Genomic DNA, 19,081 nt, shown 5'->3' with positions numbered 1-19,081 from the left:
TGTGGTTCCCAAACAACAAACCCGCACCACGGGCACGTTGCACCAGGGAACACCACCACAACACAACAACACCACCACTGCACACACATGCAGCGGACAGGTTGTAACCACAGATTTCCCACCACACCCACCAGGGTGCCAGGTGCGGAGCAAGGGTTACGGCGGTCATAGCGTGGGGGAAACGCCCGGTCCCATTCCGAACCCGGAAGCTAAGACCCACAGCGCCGATGGTACTGCACCCGGGAGGGTGTGGGAGAGTAGGACACCGCCGGACAACCATTAACACGGTCGAGAGCCCCAACCACACGGTTGGGGCTCTCCCGCATTTAACCCCGAAATCCACATAGGAAACATTGCCCATCCCGGCGTCGTTGTGGTTCGGTAGGCTCGATTCTGACAAGCCCAGTTGCTGCTTCTGCTCAAAGGACTCTCCATGACCGTACGGACCATTGTTATCACCGGCGCCAGCGACGGCATCGGCGCGTCCGCCGCGCGGGCCCTGAGCAAACAGGGGAGCGGGTCGTCGTCGTCGGGCGTTCCGCGGAAAAGACCGGGCGGATCGCAGCAGAGATCGGCGCGGACTACTTCGTCAGCGATTTCGCCGAGCTGGCCCAGGTCCGCAGCCTCGCCGCGCAACTGAAGGAGAAGTACCCGCGGATCGACGTCCTGGCCAACAACGCCGGCGGGATCATGGGGCCGCGCGGGCTCACGATGGACGGCCACGAGAAGACGTTCCAGGTCAACCACCTCGCCCCGTTCCTGCTGACCACCGAACTGATGGACGTGCTCACCGCCAGCAACGCCACCGTGATCAACACCTCCAGCGCGGCCAACAGCGCCTACGGCAAGCTGGACATCGACGACCTCGAAACGGCCCGGGCATACTCGGCCAAGCGGGCCTACGGCAACGCCAAGCTGGCCAACATCCTCTTCACGGCCGAGCTACACCACCGCTACCACGCGGCAGGAATCTCGACGGCGGCCTTCCACCCCGGGGTGGTCGCCACGAATTTTGCCGCCGAAACCGGCAGCCCGTTCCGCTTTGCCTACCGGAGCTTCCTGAACCGCTTTATGCTTACCCCGGAGCAGGGCGCGGACACCCTGGTCTGGCTCGCCACGGCCACACCGGGTCAGGACTGGGTCTCCGGCGCCTATTACGCCAAGCGGGCGCTGGCGAAGGCGAACAGGCAGGCCTACGACGCGGACCTCGCGCGGGAGCTCTGGGACCGCAGCGAGGCGATGGTGAGCCAGGATCGCGACAAGCTCGAACGGTAGAACCGAGGGGAGCTCCAAGACCCGTGATCTCGTCGAGCGCGTTGGCTGGCGGGTCAGGCTCCCTGGGGCGTGGTGATCGGGTCCGCGTGCCGGTGCACGAGGGCCCACGTGGTGCCTTCGGGGCGGTAAATGCTGGTCACCCGCAGATCCAGGGACGAAATCTCATCCCCGCCGCCGATCCTGGCCTGCCAGTGTTCGACGTCGAGGAAGCACGCGAGATTGGGCGTGACATGCCGGGTCAGGGGATCGACGCTGGTGACGGTCCCGTCCCGGAACCGGGCCGCCGCGGCGTCCAGGGCCGCAGAGACTTTCTTCCAGCCCACCACCGGAGGGCCCCAAGGGTTGGCCAGGGACACGTCCGCGCCGTGGGAAAAGACGGCTTTGGCGGGTTCCGGATCGCCTTTGGCAAACTGATTCGCGGCGTCGCGAAACTGTTCGAGGACCTCTTCAAGGCGCATTGTTACCACTTTCTGACTCACAAGATATCGGCCCGACGGCGCCGACTTATTGCGGCGTCAGGGATATCCGAATCTTATCCCCGCCGCGGCGGGCCGGCACGCGTGCGGGCCCTCGGCCCAGGCCGCGGATGGTCCAGCCTTCCGCTTCCCAGGCGGAAGCGTCCAGGGCGTTGCGGGCGTCCAGCAGCGTCCGGCGTCGTACGAGGTCTCCGGCGGCTGCCGGGCAGAGCGAGGCGTACTCGTCCCATTCGGTCAGCAGCAGCACGAGTTCCGCGCCCTCCAGCGCGTGACGGGTGGAGGGCTCGAAGCGCAGCTGCGGGTAGCGCAGCCAGGCATTGTTGACGGCCGCCGGGTCCGTGGCCGTGACGTGCGCGCCGGCAGCGGCGAGCTGCTGGGCGACGTCGAGGGCGGGGGAGTCCCGGATGTCGTCGGTGTCCGGCTTGAAGGCGGCGCCGAGCACGGTGACGCGGCGGCCGCCGAGCTGGCCCCCGCACAGTTCCCGCGCCAGCTCCACGGTGCGGGAGCGCTGGTCCTGGTTGACGGAGTCCACCACCTCCATCCAGCGGTCCACCGACGGCACGCCCAGGGCCGCGGCCTGGACCCGGAGCGAGCGGATGTCCTTGGGCAGGCAGCCGCCCCCGAACCCCAGCCCGGCATGCAGGTACCGGCTGCCGATCCGCGGATCCAGGCCCATCGCCCCGGCCAGCTGGGTCACATCCGCGCCGGAGGCGTCGCAGAGCTCGGACATGGCGTTGATGAAGCTCAGCTTGGTGGCCAGATACGCGTTCGACGCCGACTTGATCAGTTCCGCGGTGGCGAAGTTGCAGACGAGCCGCGGAATCCCGGCGGCCAGCAGGGGTTCGTAGACGGCGTCGAGGGCGGCGGTGACGGCATCGCCATTGACCGCGGGGACGCCGTAGACGAGCCGGTCCGGCACGAGGGTGTCCTTGACCGCGGTGCCCTGGCGCAGGAATTCGGGGTTCCAGCCCAGCAGCACATCCGGCCGGGGCGACAGCACCCCGCTGAGCATGTCCACCGTGCCCACCGGAACGGTGGACTTGCCCACGACGGCGGCCCGCGGGGCCAGGTAGGGGAGCAGCGCCTCCGTGGCGGCGACGAGGTAGCTGAGGTCGGCGCCGTCGGAGGTCTTGGACTGCGGGGTTCCCACGCAGAGGAAGTGCAGCCGGGCGCCGGCCGCTGCAGCGAAATCCGTGGAGAAGCTGAGCCGGCCGGTGGCCCGGCCGTCCAGCAGGAGTTCCTCGAGCCCGGGCTCGAAGAAGGGTGCGACGCCACGCTGCAGCTGCGCCACCTTGGCTGCGTCGACGTCGATGCCCACGACGGTGTGGCCCATCGACGCCAGGGTGGCCGCGTGCACGGCCCCGAGGTAACCGCAGCCGATCACGGAAATTTTCATAGGGTGACTCCTTCTGGGGATTCGCTTCGGGTTCCGGGATCCCGGCCGCCCGCCTCGCCGGCGATGACTGCCTTGTAGTGCCGGACCAGCTCGGCGCCGAGCGCGGACCACGTCCGGCCCTGGACCGAGGCGTGCGCCGCGGCCGCGAACGCCCGGCGCTTGGCGTCGTCTCCGATCAGGTCCATCACCCGGGCCCGCAGCGCGGACAGGTCGCCCGGCTCGTACAACCAGCCGGTGCGGGAGTTCTCGACGAGGTCCAGCGGGCCGCCGCGGCCCGTGGCCACCACCGGAACACCCGATGCCATGGCTTCCTGGATGGTCTGGCAGAAGGTCTCGAACTCGCCGGGGTGCACGAACAGGTCGAAGGACGCCACTGCCCGGGCCAGTTCCTCGCCGCCGAGGAAACCGGTGAACACCGCGTCCGGCAGCGAAGCCTCCAGGGCCGCCCGCTGCGGTCCGTCGCCGACGATCACCAGCCGGGTCCCGGGGATATCCGCCAGCACCGCCAGGTCTTCCACCTGTTTCTCGACCGCGAGGCGGCCGACATAGCCGATGATCCGCTCGCCGTCCGGCGCGACGGCGGCCCGCCAGCCGCCGTCGCGCTTCGCCGGACTGAACCGTTGCGTGTCCACGCCGCGCCGCCACATGTCCACCCGCGGAATGCCGCGGCCGCGGAGCTGGTTCCGCGCAAAAGTCGAGGGCACGAGGGTCCGGGATGCCAGCAGGTGGATGTGCTCCACCCGGTTCCAGGCCCAGTTCTCCAGGAACGGGACGCCGTAACGTCCGGCGTACCCGGGAACCTCGGTCTGGTAGATGGCAACGGTGGGGATCCCCAGCTGGTGCGCGGCCTGCGCCGCCCGCCAGCCGAGCACAAACGGGGACGCCAGGTGGACGACGTCCGGTGCGTAATCGGCAAGGATTCGCTTGACCCGATAGACACCGCCCAACGCCACCCGCACATTCGCGTACCCGGCCAGCGGCACCGAGGGCAGCCGGTGGACGTACGCGCCGAACACTTCCGCAGGGACATCAGTGTCCTGCGTGGACGGCGCGATCACCAGCACCTCGTCCCCGCGCTCCTGAAGATGCTCCAGGACCCGCAGAATCGAGTGTGTTACCCCGTTCATCAGCGGCAGGAATGATTCGGCCACAATTGCGATCCTCACCCCTCCACGGTGCGCGGGGCGGCTGTCGGGAGGGGGGAGGGGGCGTGACAGCGAAGGGAAGAGTGGGTTAACAGGAGGGCCCGGCGAGCGGGTCGGACGGGGTCCGGCCGCGCCGCAGCGGCCGCGCGGCCCGCGATTCGCCAGGAATGGCCGCTAAGCCGACCCTATAGCGGCCGTCTGTGGCAAATCGCCGCCTGCGGCACTCGGCCGGACTCGGTGTGGCGTGCCCGGCCGTGAGCTCCGGAGCGGCTGCTAGTCCTTCTTGAGGACGTCCGGGAGTGCATCGACGTAGACCGTCTGGGGCGGCTCGTAGTAGATGACCAGGACCTTCTCGCCCACCGTAAAGACGCTGGTCTTGTCGAAGGGGTGGGCGTGGAAGGCGCTGGTGCCGCCGAGGAACGGCAGCATGACTTCGCCGATGGTGCCCGGCGCGATCCGTCCGGTCACCCGTCCGATCCTGCCGGTGAGGCTCCGGTCAACTTCTCTATGCATCAGGGGCTTTCGGCGGCTGTTTTGTCGCTTCCTTGCCGCTCTTGAGGGCGGTACGGAGGGCCGGGAGGTAGTCGCCCACCTGTGCCAGAATCCCGCCGATCATCCGGTTGATGCCTTCTCCGCCGTTGAGGACCGTGAACTGGCCGACATGGGCAAAGGGCTCGGCCGCGGCCGCGATGATCGCCGGCATGTTCTCGGCCAATTGCTGGGAGATGACGGCTTCCTGGTTGGTCCCGAGCGCTTCAGCCCGTGCCTTGATACCGTCGGCCTCGGCCAGGGCCTTGGCCTTGATGGCGGAGGCAGCAGCGTCACCGCGGGCCTTCGTGGCTGCCGCCTCGGCTTCGCCGGTGACGCGGGTGGCTCCCGCCGCGGCTGCCGCCGCCGTCGCGTTGGCCTGGGCTTGGAGCTCGGTCCGCCGGGCATTGGCCTGGGCTTCGAGTTCCGTGCGCCGGGCGAGTGCCTCGGCGGCACTGATGTCGGCGGATTTCTGGCCTTCGGCGTCGGTGCGCTTGGCGTAGGCCTTGGCATCGGCGGGCTTGCGGACGGTGGTCTGGAGCTTCTGCTCCTCACGGTCCGCCTCGAGCTTGGCCACCTCGGTTTCCTGGACGACGACCTGCTGGCGGGCAGTTGCGTCGGCCAGCGGACCGGCCTGGGCCGCATTGGCCTTGGCTTTCTCGGCATTGGCCAGCGCCATGGATTGCCGGATCGCGGAGACGCTCTGGGCATCGGCAATCAGCGCCTCTGCCTCGGCTTCCTTTTCCGCCGCCTCCCGGTTCCGGGTGGCCTCGGCGATGCGGGCCTCCATCTTGACCTGGGCAATGTGTGGCTTGGCGATGTTCTGGATGTAGCCGGTGGGATCCTGCAGGTCCTTGATCTGCAGTGAGTCGACCACGAGGCCGAGCTTTTCCATTTCAATGCCGCTGGCGCCGCGGACCTGCGACGCCAGCTTGTCGCGCTCGCGGATGATTTCCTCCATGGTCATGCTGCCGATGATCGAGCGCAGGTGCCCTTCAAAAACGTTGTAGACCTGGCTTTCCATTTTGGGCTGCTGGCCGAGGAAGCGCCGCGCCGCATTGGCGATGAAGGGCGGGGCGTCACCGATCTTGTAAATGACGACGCCTTCGACAATCACCTGGATGCCTTGCGACGTCACGCAGGAAACCTTGAGCTCGGTTTCATTCAGCGTCAGCGACAGGGTCCTCACCGTCTGGAGCCCGGGCAGCACCAGGGCTCCTTTGCCGGTTACGATCTTGAAGTCCATTCCCTCCCTGGTGTCCAGCGTGCCCCGCGTCAGCCCGGAGATGATGAGGGCCTCGTTGGGCTCAGCCACCTTCCACATCAGCTTGGTTGCCACCCAAACGACGGCGATGATGATGACCGCCCCAATGAGCACGGAAATGAGCGGGAAGAAGGCTGAGAAGTCCGGCATGACCAGGTCCTTTCGCGACGATGGAAAAGGCATTGCGGCAAGGCCCCCAACATTGCCGCTGATAGAACCCGGCTGGACTCGAATGCGGAATTGCGGGGCCGCGAAGCCAGCTGTTGTAGACAGTCTGATGCGCTCCCTGCCGGGAAGTCCAGCGATTCGGGGACACGATGCCGCCGGACGCCGGCCGGCCGGGGACCAAAGCCCTTGTTAAGGCGCCTGCCGCCGTGGAAGGGTGGGCATGGGACCGTGGGCGGCCCCGGAGAGGTGATTCGCGATGCGTGTCGGATCCGGAGTGTTCGGGATCGCGTGGGACGCCTGGCGGGCTGGGCACGGAGGCGCAGACGCGATCGCCCGCCGGCAGCAGGCCCGGCTTGCCGAACTCGTAGAATTTGCGCGGTCGGCGTCGCCCTTTTACCGCAAGTTGTATCGGGACGTGGCGGAGAGCGTCACGGACCCGTGTCAGCTTCCATGGGTGGGCAAGCGGGAGCTGATGGAAAACTTCGACGACTGGGTGACGGACCCGCACATCACGCTGGCTGCGCTGAAATCGGACTGGCTCTCCGACCTGTCCCGGCTGGGGAGCTGCTACCGCGGGAAGTACCTGGTGGTCACCACATCCGGGACGAGTGGGGAGCCCGCCGTGCTGCTTCACGACCGGTCCTCATGGGCTGTGGCGAACATCCTGGTCCGGGTCCGCGAGCGTCGGACCCTGGTCCGGGCCCAGGAGGTGCGGGCTTTTCTTCGGCAAGGGCTACGGGCGGCGGCCCTCATTGCGGGCGGCGGCCATTTCGCGGGCGTGGTGCTGACGGAATCCGCGCGGCGGCGCAGCCCCGCCATCGCCCGGCGGGTACGGGTCTTCTCGGTGCTCAGGCCACTTCCGGAGCTGGTGGCGGAACTCAACGACTTCAAACCAACGGCGCTTTACGGCTACCCGAGTGCGATGCTCCAGTTGGCCGCGGAGCAAAAGGCCGGACGGTTACGGATCCGTCCCATCCTGGCAATCAGTTCAGGCGAGAACCTGTCCGAGAACGGGCGTGCGGAGATCGAATCGGCGCTCGGCTGCCGCATCACCGAACGGTATCTTTCATCTGAGGTCCCTGCCCTGACCAGCCGGTGCCGCCACGGCTCGTTCCATGTCAACGCGGACTGGTACATCATGGAGCCGGTGGACGCGGACTACCGTCCAGTCCCGGCCGGTGTCACCTCCCATACGGTGCTCGTCACGGGCCTCGCCAACCGGGTCCAGCCGCTGATCCGCTACGACCTTGGGGACCGGGTAAGGCTTGCTGCGGAGCCCTGCTCCTGCGGCAGCCCCTTTCCCGTTGTGAGCGTCGAAGGCCGCGCCGGGGACCTTCTTTCCTTCAGGGCGCCCGACGGCGGCGCGGTGACGGTGCTGCCGCTGGCACTGGGCACGGTGATCGAGGAGACCGCCGGAGTGCGCCGGTTCCAGGCGATCCGGACCGGGCCGGCAACGCTGGCCGTGCGGCTGGAGACGTGGCCGGGCGCAGCCCTGGCCGAAGTGCGGAGGGCAGTGGATGAGCGGCTGGGCGGGTTCTTCGCGGCCCAGGGGGCGGACACGGTTGCCATAGAACATGAAGATACGCTTCCCCGGCCGGACCCCAGCGGCAAGTTCCGGCAGGTCTGGTCCGCTTGAGGGTGTTGCGGCAGCGCCGGGCGCCGTCGGGGGAGCGGAGCGGCGGCAGCGCCGAAGCCGGGCTACTGCTGTTCCAGCATCCGACGCGCTTCGCGTTCCGCTTCCAGCTCCTCTGGGCTTACCGTTGCCCCGGCCAGGAACCCGGCTCCGGCGATGATCCGGCGCAGTTCCGCCACGGTCCTCGGTGTGCTCACGCCCTGGTGCGCCATGGCATGGCAGTTGGCGCAGAGCGGCACCAGGTCCGTGATCGGATCAAGCTGATAGCCGCCGCCGAGTTGCGACACCGGGACGACGTGGTGGACGTGGATGAAATCCCTGCCGACTTCGCCATAGCTGACTTCGAAGGAGAATCCGCAGGCCGCGCAGTTGCTGCCGTGATAGGCGATGCACGCCTGCCGGGCCTCCGGGCTTCGCTCGTAGCGGTTAACTTCGACCCTGCTGACGGCCCCTTCCGGGTACGTGCCCGGCACGGGCTCGGTGGGGTCCGGTCCCGGCGGCGGCCCGAACTCGCTCCAGAGCGCACGGATATTCGCCTCCTCGGACGGCCCCACGGCCAAACCCGAGCCATAGACTCCGTCCCACGGAACCCCGGGCGCTTCCTCCTGAAGGACATCGACGGGGATCTGCTCGCCGAGGGGAAGGAGGGCATCGAAGGCCACCGTCACGTACATCGTCGTCTTCCCGGGCTCGGAGTGGTGCGCCCCCGGTTCCGGTTGCTGCGAAAGTACGACGCCGTGCCCGATCAGCCCGCGCCCGTGGCGCCCCTGCAGGAGCAGCCAAGCGTCGGCGCCGGCAGCGATGTCCTTGTGGCGGCCGACGCTCCATGGCTCCAGGTACAGCCCGGTTGCGGCGACCCGTTCGACGACTGCCGCGTAGTTCCAATCGTTCCAGCGGGCCGGGTTCCAGCCCAGGATGATGGCGGTCATGGGCCTATTGTTCCAGTGAGCCGGGCCGGGGCCTGTGAGTTGCCGAAAATGGCCGCTAAACCGTGGGGCTTAGCGGCCGTTTGTGGCAAACTGCCGGGCTCGGTCACCTGGCCGCCGCCGTCGGGCTCGGTCGCCGGGCCGCCGCCGTCGGCACAAAGAAGTTGGCACAAAGAAGCTGGTGCAGCCGCTGCGTTTCCGCGAGGCGCCTGCACCAGCAGGTAGTACGAATTTTCAGTTGCTATGAAACGGTACTCATTCGCGGCTCCCTTTGTCCCGGTGTTTGCTTCCGGGTTTACCGTGCGTCGTCGGCCAGATGCCTCGACATCAGCCAACCGGCGCCAACCATTGCCAGGCCCAGCACCATAAAGGTCCAGTTGTCCAGGGTGTTCAGCGACAGGAAATTGGCCGCCGACCCCACGCCGACAATGAGCCCGTAAACGCTAAGGACGATGTACAGCAGGCCAAAGCCCATGAGGAAGTTCCGGGAGCCCATGGCGTTCCGGGACATGGTCCAGCCGGCAGCACCGATGGCGAGCTGAACGATATTCAGCAACATCGACACCGGGAAGAGGTTCAGGAACATGGCCCTGGAATCAGGCCCGAAGAACCTCAGTTCGCTGTACTGCGTGGTGATACCCGGAATGAACCCCAGGACACCCACGACTAATAAGACGATACCCACACCCATGCCGACGTTCTGGACATCAGTCCGTCCGAAGTGAACGCCATGTGCATGTGGGGATGCGGTAGTCATTTTCTGCCTCCAACCACTGATTGCGGACATTCCAATTTTACGGCGGCCCTCTGGAAAAAGCTCCCGTGCGGGCAAGCACCGGATTCGGGAAAAACGCAGGTATTCCGGGACCAAGCCTGTCGAAACCGTGGCCGTGCCGCGCACATGGCACCATGGAACACGATGAAACTGCGCGCTGATCAGACCGGAGAACGTGGCCTTCCCATGCCCTTGTGGCTGCAGGGGGCGCTCGAGTCCGCGCAGGCAGCCGTCATTTCGGCCCTCGTGGTGGCCGCCCCGATCGTCGCTGTGTGGGCCACGGCGGGCTTCCAGAACGGCGGCTTCGACGTGCTGGCCCGGCTGGCCGGGCAGGCCTGGCTGCTGATCCACGGAGTCCCGCTGCTCCTTGACACCGCAGGCACGGGCGCCGCCGGGGCCGCGGCGCAGCCGGGCCCGGGCACGCTCTCCCTCATTCCCCTGGGGCTGACCCTGATCCCGTTCCTGCTGGCCTGGCGTGCGGGCCGCCGGCTGGCCCGCGCCTCCTACACCGATCAGCTCTGGCAGGCGCTGCTCGGCTCCTGGCTGGTGTACGCCGGCTTCGGGCTGACCACCGGCTTCATCTGCCGCACCTCCGACGTCGGGATCAACCTGTGGTCCGCCGGCCTGGTCCCGGTGGTGCCGTTCGCGCTCGGCATGGTGATCGGGGCCCGCCGCGAGGCCGGCTCGTGGAGCCGGCTGATCGGCGTCGACGCGGTGGACTGGATCTCCCGGACCAGCCAGCACTCGCGCTGGGCCGGCTCGTACCTGGGCTCCGCCATCAAGGCCGGCTCGGTGGCGCTGATGGCCAGCCTCACGATGTCCGCCCTGCTGCTCGCCGTCGACATCTTCATCCACTGGAACCTGGTGGTCGCCGTCTATGAGGGGCTCGACGCCGGAGCCATGGGCGGTGCCGTCCTCACCATCGCGCAGCTCGGCTTCCTGCCCAACCTCGCGGTCTTCGCGCTGGCCTGGACCTCCGGCTCGGGCTTCGCCCTGGGCGTGGGCTCGCAGGCCGGGGCGCTGGGAACCGCCGTCGGACCGCTGCCATCCATTCCGCTGTTCGCGGCGCTGCCGTCCGGTCCGCTGGACTACGGCTTCGTGGGGCTCGTGGTGCCGGCGCTCGCCGGCGCACTGGCCGGCTGGTGGTTCCTGCGCGAGGGCGAAAACCACTTCGACGAATGGCTGTCCATCAAGATCCGCGCCCGCTGGTTCACTGCCGCGGCGTCCACGCTCGTCCTGGGCGCCATGATCGGCAGCGTTGCCGGGCTGCTCGCCGCCGGACTCGCCTGGCTGGCCCGCGGCTCCGCAGGCATCGGGCGGCTGACGGACATCGGCCCGGACCCGCTGCGGACGGCCCTGTATGTGGCAGCCGAGGCGGGAATCGGCGTCGTCATCGGCTACACGGCCGGGCCCTGGCTGGAACGCCAGCAGAAACTGCGCGAAGCGGACCTCGAAGCGTCCGCCAGCAATTAGCCGGCCCGGCTAATGCAGTTGGCCGGGCATCGAATTCTGCAACTGCGTGCGGCACTCCGAGGCGGCCTGCAGGGTGAGGGCATGGCGCACGCATTGCTGGAAGTCCCGGAACTGGTTGAAGAACAGCGTGGTGCCGAGGATCACCAGGACCATCACCACCGAGGCCACCATCCCGGCAATCGTCCCCAAGAGCACGAGCCGGGATTCCCGATATTTCAGGGCCCGGATCAGCACCACGATGCCCAGCACGATGCCCGCCGCCGTCAGGATCGCGGTCAGCCACAGGTAGTTGATGTCCAACTGGAAGACGAAGACCGAGCCCAGGACCGTCAGGACGAAGATGCGGAACAGGGTGTGGGTCTTCAAGAGCGAGGCTTTGGCCGCATCGCTGAGCACTGGCTGGCTCCGCTGGCCGTCGCCGAAGCCCTTCGGGGGATTCATGGTTTCCAGCCTACGCGAGCGGCCCCATAAGCTAGGACGATGCGCATAGTTGTCCTCGTCTCCGGTACCGGCTCGAACCTCCAGGCCGTCATCGACGCCGTGAAAGAGGGCAGGCTCGACGTCGAGATCGCCGCCGTCGGCGCGGACCGGCCGGGGACCTTCGGGATCGAGCGTTCGGCGGCCGCAGGATTCCCGACCTTCGTGGTGGACTTCAAGGCCTACCCGGACCGTGCGGCCTGGAATGCCGCGCTCACCGAGGCCGTGGCCGCCTTCGCGCCGGATGTGGTGGTGTCCTCGGGCTTCATGCGGATTGTCAGCGCGGACTTCATTGCTGCGTTCGGCGGCCGGTACCTCAACACGCACCCGGCGCTGCTGCCCGCGTTCCCCGGCGCCCACGGGGTCCGGGATGCCCTGGCATACGGCGTGAAGGTCACCGGCTGCACGGTGCACTGGGCCGACGCGGGGGTGGACACCGGGCCCATCATCGCGCAGGAGGCCGTGGCGGTGGAGGACGGCGAGACCGAGGAGTCGCTGCACGAACGCATCAAGGTGGTGGAGCGCCGGCTCCTGGTGTCCACCCTGGCCTCCCTCGCCGCGGCCCAGAAGTAGCCCGCCCACCCCTAAGTAGCCCACCCACCCAACTGACTCGCAGCAGGGGCCGTTTTGAGCGCTTAAAACGGCCCCTGCTGCGAGTCAGTTGGGCACACGGGCTGCGTCCTGTGGATAACTCTCCGGGGCACTCCTCGGCTTTGCGACGATGGGTCGATGAAGACACCCCGACCGCTCCCGGTGCCGCTCGGCTCGGCGCCCTTTACAGTCCAGGAGGCGGTCGACGCCGGGGTCAGCCGGCGCAGGCTCAAGCATCGCTCCCTGCACATTCCGAGCCGCGGGATCCGGTTGCCATCCGAACACCCCGCTGAACTGAAGCTCCATGCCCGGCCCCTCACCCTGGTCACACAATTCTCTGCGGCCTCCCACGCGACAGCCTTCCTGATCTGGGAGTTTCCGGGCTTCCTCCCGGGCTCTGATGCCCCCGGCATCCACATTTCCCGTCCGGACACGATGGCAATACCCCGGCGCAGGGGCGTGATTGGCCACGTCGGGCAATTCTTCGCCGACGAAATCACCACGACCGACGGCGTGCTGGTCACCACACGGACCCGAACGTGGTTGGACTGCGCCCGGAAGATGAGCATTGACGAGCTGACCGTGGTGGCGGACCACTTGTTGCGGCATCCCCGGCCTGCGTTTGAAAGCCGGACGGAGCCTCATGCCACTCCGGGGCAACTGGCCGAGATGCTGGACCGGCACAAGGGCACGCCCGGCATCCGCAAGGCGCGGCTCGCCTTGGAGCAGGCCCGGATCGGAGCGGATTCCGCCCCCGAGACGAGGCTCCGGCTCGCGCTTTGCCGTTCAGGACTTCCGGAACCGGAACTGAACGTGGACACTGTCCTGCGCTCCGGCGTCGTACGTCAACCTGATCTTGCCTATCCGGAGCACGGGGTTGCTGTGGAGTACGAGGGTGCCGCGCATTCCGAGGCGGCCCAGGTCATCCGTGACATCGCCAGGGAAGAGGACTTCAGCGGCGCTGGTTGGATCCTGGTCCGGATCTCGAAACGGCACATGGAGAACGACGCGCGCGCCGCCGTCGCCAAGGTCCGCGCCGCTCTCGCCTGCCGCGGCTGGCACCCCAACTGACTCGCAGCAGGGGCCGTTCTGGACGCTCAAAACGGCCCCTGCTGCGAGTCAGTTGGGAAGAGAGGGCGCTACTCGAGCCGGCGCTGCTTGGTTTCGGGGGAGAAGAACGCCATCCACAGCACGCTCAGCAGCACCAGCCCGCCAGCCAGGGCGAACGACGTCGCGAGGCCCAGCTGCGGCCACAGGACCGCCGCGAAGATCAACGGACCGAAGCCGGCCCCGAGCCGCGAAAACGTCGATGCCCAGCCGAAGCCCGAGCCGCGCAGCTCCGTCGGGTACAGCTCCGACACGTACGCGTAGAGCACGGGGATGGCCACCTGCACGACAAAGCCGAACACCAGCAGCCAGAACACGGCCGCCGTCGGGATGTCCACCACGACCGCCACGATCACCAGGGTCAGCGCGGACAGCGGACCGGTGATGGCCAGGATCCACTTCCGGCCCACCCGCTCCACCAGCAGGGCTGCCACCACCACGCCGATGAGCCCGACGGCGGACATCGACGCCGTCGTCAGGAACGCCTGGTAGTCCTCGAAACCGGCGCCGATCAGGATCCGGGGCATCCAGGTCAGGGACAGGTAGTAGACGAGCAGGATGCTGAAGAACAGGGACCAGGCCGCCGTCGTGATCTTCCAGTTGAACTGCCAGAGCAGGCGCAGCTGGGTCCAGGCGCTGCCGGCGGAGAGCCGCGGCGAGTCCTGCGGCTCGGGCAGGCTGTAGACGCGCGGCTCGGCGCCGGTCGCGGCGACCAGGTCATCGATCACCCTTGCGGCCTCCCCGCGGCGGCCCTTGCGGATCAGGAACAGCGGGGACTCGGGCACGCTGCGCCGGATCCAGAACACGAGCAGCGCCGGGATCACCATCACGAGCATGGTCAGCCGCCAGTCCGCGAAGGCCGCAATCAGCCCCGCGGACACGAAGCCGCACAGTGCGGCGCCCACCGGCCACCAGCCGTCCATCGCGGTGAGGACCCGGCCGCGCTGCTTGCGGGGCGTGAATTCACCCACCAGCGCGTAGTCCACCGGGATGCAGCCGCCCAGGCCGAAGCCGGCCAGGAACCGGAACACGCAGAACCAGAGGAAGTCGGGGGAGAACGCGCCGAGCACGGTGAAGAGCGAGAAGACCAGCAGCGTGGCCGTGAAGGCCTTCTTGCGCCCGATCGTGTCCGCGATGGTGCCCCAGACGAAGGCGCCCAGCGCCATACCGATCAGGTTCGAGGCGCCGATCCAGGCGGCGGCGCCGGGGTCCAGGGACCAGTGCTTGGACAGCAGCGGAATCAGGATGCCGTTCAGGGTCACATCCCAGGCATCGAACATGAAGCCCAGGCCGCCGATCAGGAAGATCCGGCCCTGGACCTTCCACCGCCACGGCAGTTCCTGGACCACCTGTTCGCCGCTGGGCACAGTGGTGTAGGTATTCATCTCGGCCTCCTGTGAAAACTCTACGTGGCCCGCGCGCGGCCCGGGTGTGCTTCACACTCCGGCGCGCGGGAAGGGCCGGCGCCGGGACGCGATAAACTGACCCCATCCCCACCACCCGCGGCGCTGCCGCGATATAAGACGGAGACTTTTGTGAGCTTTACGCAGCTTGAGCGTGTATCCATCGACCGTGTTCCCATCCGCCGGGCCCTGATTTCGGTCTACGACAAGACCGGTCTGGAGGAGCTCGCGCGGGGCCTGCACGAAGCCGGCGTCAGGATCGTCTCCACCGGCTCCACCGCCAAGAAGATCGCCGCCGCCGGCATCCCGGTGCAGGAAGTCGAAGAAGTCACCGGCTCCCCGGAAATGCTCGACGGCCGCGTCAAGACCCTCCACCCGCGCGTCCATGGCGGCATCCTCGCGGACCGCCGCGTCCCGGCCCACATGCAGACTCTCGCGGACATGGACATCGAGCCCTTCGACCTCGTCGTCGTGAACCTCTACCCCTTCGTGGAGACCGTGAAGTCCGGCGCCGCGCAGGACGACGTCGTCGAGCAGATCGACATCGGCGGCCCCGCAATGGTGCGCTCCGCCGCGAAGAACCACGCCGCCGTCGCGATTGTGGTGGACCCGTCCTCGTACGGCGATGTGGTTGAGGCCGCCGCTTCCGGCGGCTTTGACCTGAAGACCCGACGCCGGCTCGCCGCCAAGGCGTTCGCGCACACCGCCAGCTACGACACCGCCGTGGCCACCTGGACCGCGAGCCAGTTCCTCGACGAGGACGGCGACGGCGTGATCGACTGGCCCGCCTACGCCGGACTGGCCCTGGAACGTTCCGAGGTGCTCCGCTACGGCGAGAACCCGCACCAGCAGGCCGCTCTCTACGTGGATAAGGCCGCCCCGGCCGGCATCGCCCAGGCCGACCAACTGCACGGCAAGGCCATGAGCTACAACAACTTCGTCGACGCCGACGCAGCCCTGCGCGCAGCCTTCGACTTCGACGGACCGGCCGTCGCCATCATCAAGCACGCCAACCCCTGCGGCGTGGCCGTCGGTTCCGCCTCCGCGGCGGACCCGATCGCCGATGCGCATGCCAAGGCGCATGCCTGCGACCCGGTCTCCGCGTTCGGCGGCGTGATCGCGGCCAACCGTACGGTGACCGCCGGCATGGCCCGGACCGTGGCGGGAATCTTCACCGAGGTCGTCATCGCCCCGGGCTTCGAGGACGAGGCCGTGGAAATCCTCTCCAAGAAGAAGAACATCCGCCTCCTGACCCTGCCGGAAGGATACGGCCGCTACCCGACCGAGTTCCGTCAGGTCTCCGGCGGCATGCTGGTGCAGGCCACGGATAAAGTCGACGCCGAGGGTGACAACCCCGCCAACTGGACCCTCGCCGCCGGTGAAGCTGCGGACGCCGCCACCTTGGCCGATCTCGCGTTCGCTTGGACCGCGTGCCGCGCGGCCAAGTCCAACGCCATCCTGCTGGCCGCCAACGGTGCCGCCGTGGGCATCGGCATGGGCCAGGTCAACCGGCTCGACTCCTGCAAACTGGCCGTGGAACGCGCCAACACGCTCGGCGTCACCGTGGAGTCCGACAGTGCTGCTGGGGGCGATGCCCCCGGCGGTGCCGCTGCTGTTCAAGCAGAACCGGGCGCGAGCGAAGCACCCGAGCGTGCCCGCGGTGCCGTGGCGGCGTCGGACGCGTTCTTCCCGTTCGCCGACGGACTGCAGATCCTGATCGACGCCGGCGTCCGCGCCGTCGTCCAGCCCGGCGGTTCCGTCCGGGACGAGGAAGTCATCGCCGCGGCCAACGCCGCCGGCATCACGATGTACTTCACCGGAGCCCGGCACTTCTTCCACTAGGGCCGGTTTCCGGGGCCTGCGGGTAGGCTCCGGCAGGCCCTTGCAGCACCAGGAATGGACATGCCCTCCCTTGATCGGAGGGCATGTCCATTTTTCGTGCGCAGGACCGGGCACAAGGGGATTATGTCCATGCCCGGCGCGGTGCGGAGGGCATGTCCGGTGGGGCTGCAGCGTCATGGAGGGCCCCGCGGCCGACGCCGGGACGCGCCACTACGGTCAACTCGGGTAAGTTAGGTGTGTCGAAATAACACACGATTCCGGATATCCGCAGACTTTCAGGAGACGCCCGAGCAATGGCCAAGATTATCTATACCCACACCGACGAAGCGCCGATGCTGGCTACCTATTCGTTCTTGCCGATCGTCGAGGCGTTCGCTTCCACGGCCGGTGTGGAGGTCGAGACCCGCGATATCTCGCTGGCCGGCCGCATCATCGCCGCGTTCGGGGACTACCTCACCGAAGCGCAGCGCGTCAGCGATGCCTTGGCTGAACTGGGCGGCCTCGTCAAGAAGCCGGAAGCCAACATCATCAAGCTGCCCAACATCAGCGCCGCGGTGCCCCAGCTGAAGGCCGCCATCGCGGAACTCCAGGGCAAGGGCTACGCACTGCCGGACTACCCGGACAGCCCCTCCTCCGATGAGGAGACGGACATCCGGTCCCGCTACGACAAGATCAAGGGTTCCGCCGTCAACCCGGTGCTGCGCGAAGGCAACTCCGACCGCCGCGCCCCGCTCTCGGTCAAGAACTACGCGCGCCAGAACCCGCACAGCATGGGAGCCTGGAGCCCGGAGTCCAAGACCAACGTCGCCACCATGGGCACCGGTGACTTCCGCGACAACGAGAAGTCCGTCGTCATCAAGGCCGACGGCACCATCAAGATCCAGCTCGTCAAGGAAGACGGCACAGTCAAGGTCCTGAAGCGGGCCTTCCCCGTCCTGGCCGGCGAGGTCATCGACGGCACCGTGATGCGGGCAGCAGCGCTGGACAAGTTCCTCGCGGCCCAGGTGCTCCGCGCCAAGGAAGAGGGCGTGCTGTTCTCCGCCCACCTGAAGGCCACCATGATGAAGGTCTCTGACCCGATCATCTTCGGCCACGTCGTCACGGCGTACTTCTCCGAGCTCTTCGACACCTACGGCAAGCAGATCGCCGCCGCCGGCCTGAGCCCCAACAACGGCCTCGCCTCCATCCTCAACGGCCTCCAGGACCTCCCCGAGGACATCCGCGACGACGTCGAGGCACTCATCAAGAAGGGCCTCAACGACGGTCCCGAACTTGCGATGGTCGACTCGGACAAGGGCATCACCAACCTGCACGTGCCGTCCGACGTCATCGTCGACGCCTCGATGCCGGCCATGATCCGCAGCTCCGGCCACATGTGGGGCCGCGACGGGCAGGAAGCGGACACCCTCGCCGTCCTCCCGGACAGCAGCTATGCCGGCATCTACCAGGTCGTCATCGACGACTGCCGCGCCCACGGCGCCTTCGACCCGACCACCATGGGCACCGTCCCGAACGTCGGCCTGATGGCCCAGGCCGCCGAGGAATACGGCAGCCACGACAAGACCTTCGAGATTTCCGCGGCCGGAACCGTCCAGGTTGTCGACGACGCCGGCACGGTGCTGATCGAGGAGCAGGTCGCCCCGGGCGACATCTGGCGCGCCTGCCAGACCAAGGACCTGCCGATCCGGGACTGGGTCAAGCTGGCCGTCACCCGCGCCCGCGCCTCGGCGATGCCGGCCGTCTTCTGGCTGGACAAGGGCCGCGCCCACGACGCCCAGATGATCTCCAAGGTCGAGGAATACCTCAAGGAGTACGACACCGAGGGCCTGCAGATCGAAATCATGTCCCCGGAAGAGGCCACGGCCTTCACCCTGGAGCGGATCCGCAAGGGCGAGGACACCATCTCGGTGACCGGCAACGTACTCCGCGACTACCTCACGGACCTGTTCCCGATCCTGGAACTCGGCACGAGTGCCAAGATGCTCTCCGTGGTCCCGCTGATCGCAGGCGGCGGACTGTTCGAAACCGGCGCCGGCGGCTCCGCCCCGAAGCACGTCCAGCAGCTGCTCAAGGAAAACCACCTGCGCTGGGACAGCCTGGGTGAGTTCCTGGCCCTGGCCGTGAGCTTCGAGCATCTCGCCACCAGCACCGGCAACGCCCGCGCGCAGATCCTGGCCGACACACTGGACCGCGCCACCGGCACCTTCCTGCTCGAGAACAAGTCCCCCAAGCGCAAGGCCGGCGAGCTCGACAACCGTGGAAGCCACTTCTACCTGGCCAAGTTCTGGGCCCAGGAGCTGGCACGCCAGAGCGACGACGCCGAGCTGGCCGCCGCTTTCGCAGCTGTTTCCGGCGCGCTGGACTCCGGTGAAGAGACCATCGTCGGAGAGCTCCTCGCGGTCCAGGGCTCCCCGGTCGACATCGGAGGCTACTACCGCCCCGACGAAGCCAAGGTCACCGCGGTGATGCGCCCCTCCGCGAAGTTCAGCGAAGTGCTGTCCCTGCTGGCCAAGTAACAGCGCCCCGGCAGCCTCGCTGCTGCACCGGAAACGCCCCGACTCCCGGAAGGGAAGCGGGGCGTTTCCGTATTCTGATGCGGCCG

Annotated in this window: 15 protein-coding genes, 1 rRNA gene and 1 pseudogene; 8 read left to right on the top strand and 9 right to left on the bottom strand. The window is 67.7% G+C overall.

Annotated elements, in window-relative coordinates; all coding sequences use genetic code 11:
- Positions 1–157: 157 nt before the first annotated feature.
- Together rrf and E5206_RS17855 are read left to right on the top strand one after the other, a co-directional pair.
- Positions 158–274 (top strand): 5S ribosomal RNA (gene rrf, locus E5206_RS17860).
- 159 nt (positions 275–433) lie between these two features.
- A pseudogene (locus tag E5206_RS17855) lies at positions 434–1,275 on the top strand (SDR family NAD(P)-dependent oxidoreductase).
- A 53-nt stretch (positions 1,276–1,328) separates the two neighbouring features.
- Here E5206_RS17855 and E5206_RS17850 read toward each other — a convergent pair.
- The 5 genes from E5206_RS17850 to E5206_RS17830 form a co-directional block, all read right to left on the bottom strand.
- Positions 1,329–1,733, bottom strand: a complete 405-nt coding sequence (locus E5206_RS17850; RefSeq protein ID WP_136323660.1) for a nuclear transport factor 2 family protein — start codon at positions 1,731–1,733, stop codon at positions 1,329–1,331.
- 46 nt (positions 1,734–1,779) lie between these two features.
- A complete protein-coding gene (locus tag E5206_RS17845; protein WP_136323659.1) occupies positions 1,780–3,147 on the bottom strand; it encodes a UDP-glucose/GDP-mannose dehydrogenase family protein in 1,368 nt (455 codons plus the stop codon).
- Positions 3,144–4,313 carry a glycosyltransferase family 1 protein gene (locus E5206_RS17840; RefSeq protein WP_136323658.1) on the bottom strand — a complete coding sequence of 390 codons (1,170 nt, stop codon included), beginning with the start codon at positions 4,311–4,313 and terminating at the stop codon, positions 3,144–3,146. The genes E5206_RS17845 and E5206_RS17840 overlap by 4 nt, the downstream gene beginning before the upstream one ends.
- A 252-nt stretch (positions 4,314–4,565) precedes the next feature.
- The gene (locus tag E5206_RS17835; RefSeq protein ID WP_136323657.1) at positions 4,566–4,805 is read right to left on the bottom strand and encodes a hypothetical protein; all 240 of its coding nucleotides are present in this window, start codon (positions 4,803–4,805) and stop codon (positions 4,566–4,568) included.
- Complete coding sequence (locus tag E5206_RS17830) at positions 4,798–6,234, bottom strand: flotillin family protein (RefSeq protein ID WP_136323656.1); 1,437 nt, start codon at positions 6,232–6,234, stop codon at positions 4,798–4,800. Before E5206_RS17830 ends, E5206_RS17835 begins: the two co-directional genes overlap by 8 nt.
- A gap of 472 nt (positions 6,235–6,706) precedes the next feature.
- Here E5206_RS17830 and E5206_RS17825 point away from each other — a divergent pair, with 472 nt between their 5' ends.
- On the top strand, positions 6,707–7,888 hold the full coding sequence (locus E5206_RS17825; RefSeq protein WP_240689820.1) for a phenylacetate--CoA ligase family protein: 1,182 nt from the start codon (positions 6,707–6,709) through the stop codon (positions 7,886–7,888).
- 62 nt (positions 7,889–7,950) lie between these two features.
- Here E5206_RS17825 and E5206_RS17820 read toward each other — a convergent pair whose 3' ends face one another.
- On the bottom strand, positions 7,951–8,814 hold the full coding sequence (locus E5206_RS17820) for an HNH endonuclease (protein WP_136323654.1): 864 nt from the start codon (positions 8,812–8,814) through the stop codon (positions 7,951–7,953).
- A 292-nt stretch (positions 8,815–9,106) separates the two neighbouring features.
- Positions 9,107–9,568: a DUF4383 domain-containing protein gene (locus E5206_RS17815; RefSeq protein ID WP_136323653.1), complete on the bottom strand. Its 462-nt coding sequence runs from the start codon at positions 9,566–9,568 to the stop codon at positions 9,107–9,109.
- A 162-nt stretch (positions 9,569–9,730) separates the two neighbouring features.
- Between E5206_RS17815 and E5206_RS17810 the strand changes: the two genes are divergently transcribed.
- The gene (locus E5206_RS17810) at positions 9,731–11,059 is read left to right on the top strand and encodes a DUF6350 family protein (RefSeq protein ID WP_136323652.1); all 1,329 of its coding nucleotides are present in this window, start codon (positions 9,731–9,733) and stop codon (positions 11,057–11,059) included.
- A gap of 9 nt (positions 11,060–11,068) precedes the next feature.
- Here E5206_RS17810 and E5206_RS17805 read toward each other — a convergent pair whose 3' ends face one another.
- Positions 11,069–11,500 carry a hypothetical protein gene (locus E5206_RS17805; protein ID WP_136323651.1) on the bottom strand — a complete coding sequence of 144 codons (432 nt, stop codon included), beginning with the start codon at positions 11,498–11,500 and terminating at the stop codon, positions 11,069–11,071.
- Between the two features lie 39 nt (positions 11,501–11,539).
- Here E5206_RS17805 and purN point away from each other — a divergent pair, with 39 nt between their 5' ends.
- Both purN and E5206_RS17795 read left to right on the top strand, forming a co-directional pair.
- Complete coding sequence (gene purN, locus E5206_RS17800) at positions 11,540–12,109, top strand: phosphoribosylglycinamide formyltransferase (RefSeq protein ID WP_136323650.1); 570 nt, start codon at positions 11,540–11,542, stop codon at positions 12,107–12,109.
- Positions 12,110–12,265: 156 nt separating this feature from the next.
- A complete protein-coding gene (locus tag E5206_RS17795; RefSeq protein WP_136323649.1) occupies positions 12,266–13,198 on the top strand; it encodes a hypothetical protein in 933 nt (310 codons plus the stop codon).
- Positions 13,199–13,266: 68 nt separating this feature from the next.
- On the opposite strand, the gene E5206_RS17790 is transcribed toward E5206_RS17795, so the two are convergent.
- Positions 13,267–14,619 carry an MFS transporter gene (locus E5206_RS17790; RefSeq protein WP_136323648.1) on the bottom strand — a complete coding sequence of 451 codons (1,353 nt, stop codon included), beginning with the start codon at positions 14,617–14,619 and terminating at the stop codon, positions 13,267–13,269.
- Between the two features lie 150 nt (positions 14,620–14,769).
- Between E5206_RS17790 and purH the strand changes: the two genes are divergently transcribed.
- Positions 14,770–16,479, top strand: coding sequence for a bifunctional phosphoribosylaminoimidazolecarboxamide formyltransferase/IMP cyclohydrolase (gene purH / locus E5206_RS17785; protein ID WP_136323647.1), 1,710 nt, complete (start codon positions 14,770–14,772; stop codon positions 16,477–16,479).
- Positions 16,480–16,772: 293 nt separating this feature from the next.
- Complete coding sequence (locus tag E5206_RS17780) at positions 16,773–18,995, top strand: NADP-dependent isocitrate dehydrogenase (RefSeq protein WP_136323646.1); 2,223 nt, start codon at positions 16,773–16,775, stop codon at positions 18,993–18,995.
- The last annotated feature ends 86 nt before the right edge of the window (positions 18,996–19,081 follow it).

This window comes from Arthrobacter sp. PAMC25564 (assembly GCF_004798705.1).
Classification (GTDB): Bacteria; Actinomycetota; Actinomycetes; order Actinomycetales; family Micrococcaceae; genus Arthrobacter.
This window is presented reverse-complemented; position numbering and strand designations above follow the sequence as displayed.

Coding starts and splice junctions, on each gene's coding strand:
- E5206_RS17850 (WP_136323660.1), bottom strand. CDS start 1,733: ATGCGCCTTGAAGAGGTCCTCGAACAGTTTCGCGACGCCGCGAATCAG.
- E5206_RS17845 (WP_136323659.1), bottom strand. CDS start 3,147: ATGAAAATTTCCGTGATCGGCTGCGGTTACCTCGGGGCCGTGCACGCG.
- E5206_RS17835 (WP_136323657.1), bottom strand. CDS start 4,805: ATGCATAGAGAAGTTGACCGGAGCCTCACCGGCAGGATCGGACGGGTG.
- E5206_RS17830 (WP_136323656.1), bottom strand. CDS start 6,234: ATGCCGGACTTCTCAGCCTTCTTCCCGCTCATTTCCGTGCTCATTGGG.
- E5206_RS17820 (WP_136323654.1), bottom strand. CDS start 8,814: ATGACCGCCATCATCCTGGGCTGGAACCCGGCCCGCTGGAACGATTGG.
- E5206_RS17815 (WP_136323653.1), bottom strand. CDS start 9,568: ATGACTACCGCATCCCCACATGCACATGGCGTTCACTTCGGACGGACT.
- E5206_RS17810 (WP_136323652.1), top strand. CDS start 9,731: ATGAAACTGCGCGCTGATCAGACCGGAGAACGTGGCCTTCCCATGCCC.
- E5206_RS17805 (WP_136323651.1), bottom strand. CDS start 11,500: ATGAATCCCCCGAAGGGCTTCGGCGACGGCCAGCGGAGCCAGCCAGTG.
- purN (WP_136323650.1), top strand. CDS start 11,540: ATGCGCATAGTTGTCCTCGTCTCCGGTACCGGCTCGAACCTCCAGGCC.
- E5206_RS17795 (WP_136323649.1), top strand. CDS start 12,266: ATGAAGACACCCCGACCGCTCCCGGTGCCGCTCGGCTCGGCGCCCTTT.
- E5206_RS17790 (WP_136323648.1), bottom strand. CDS start 14,619: ATGAATACCTACACCACTGTGCCCAGCGGCGAACAGGTGGTCCAGGAA.
- E5206_RS17780 (WP_136323646.1), top strand. CDS start 16,773: ATGGCCAAGATTATCTATACCCACACCGACGAAGCGCCGATGCTGGCT.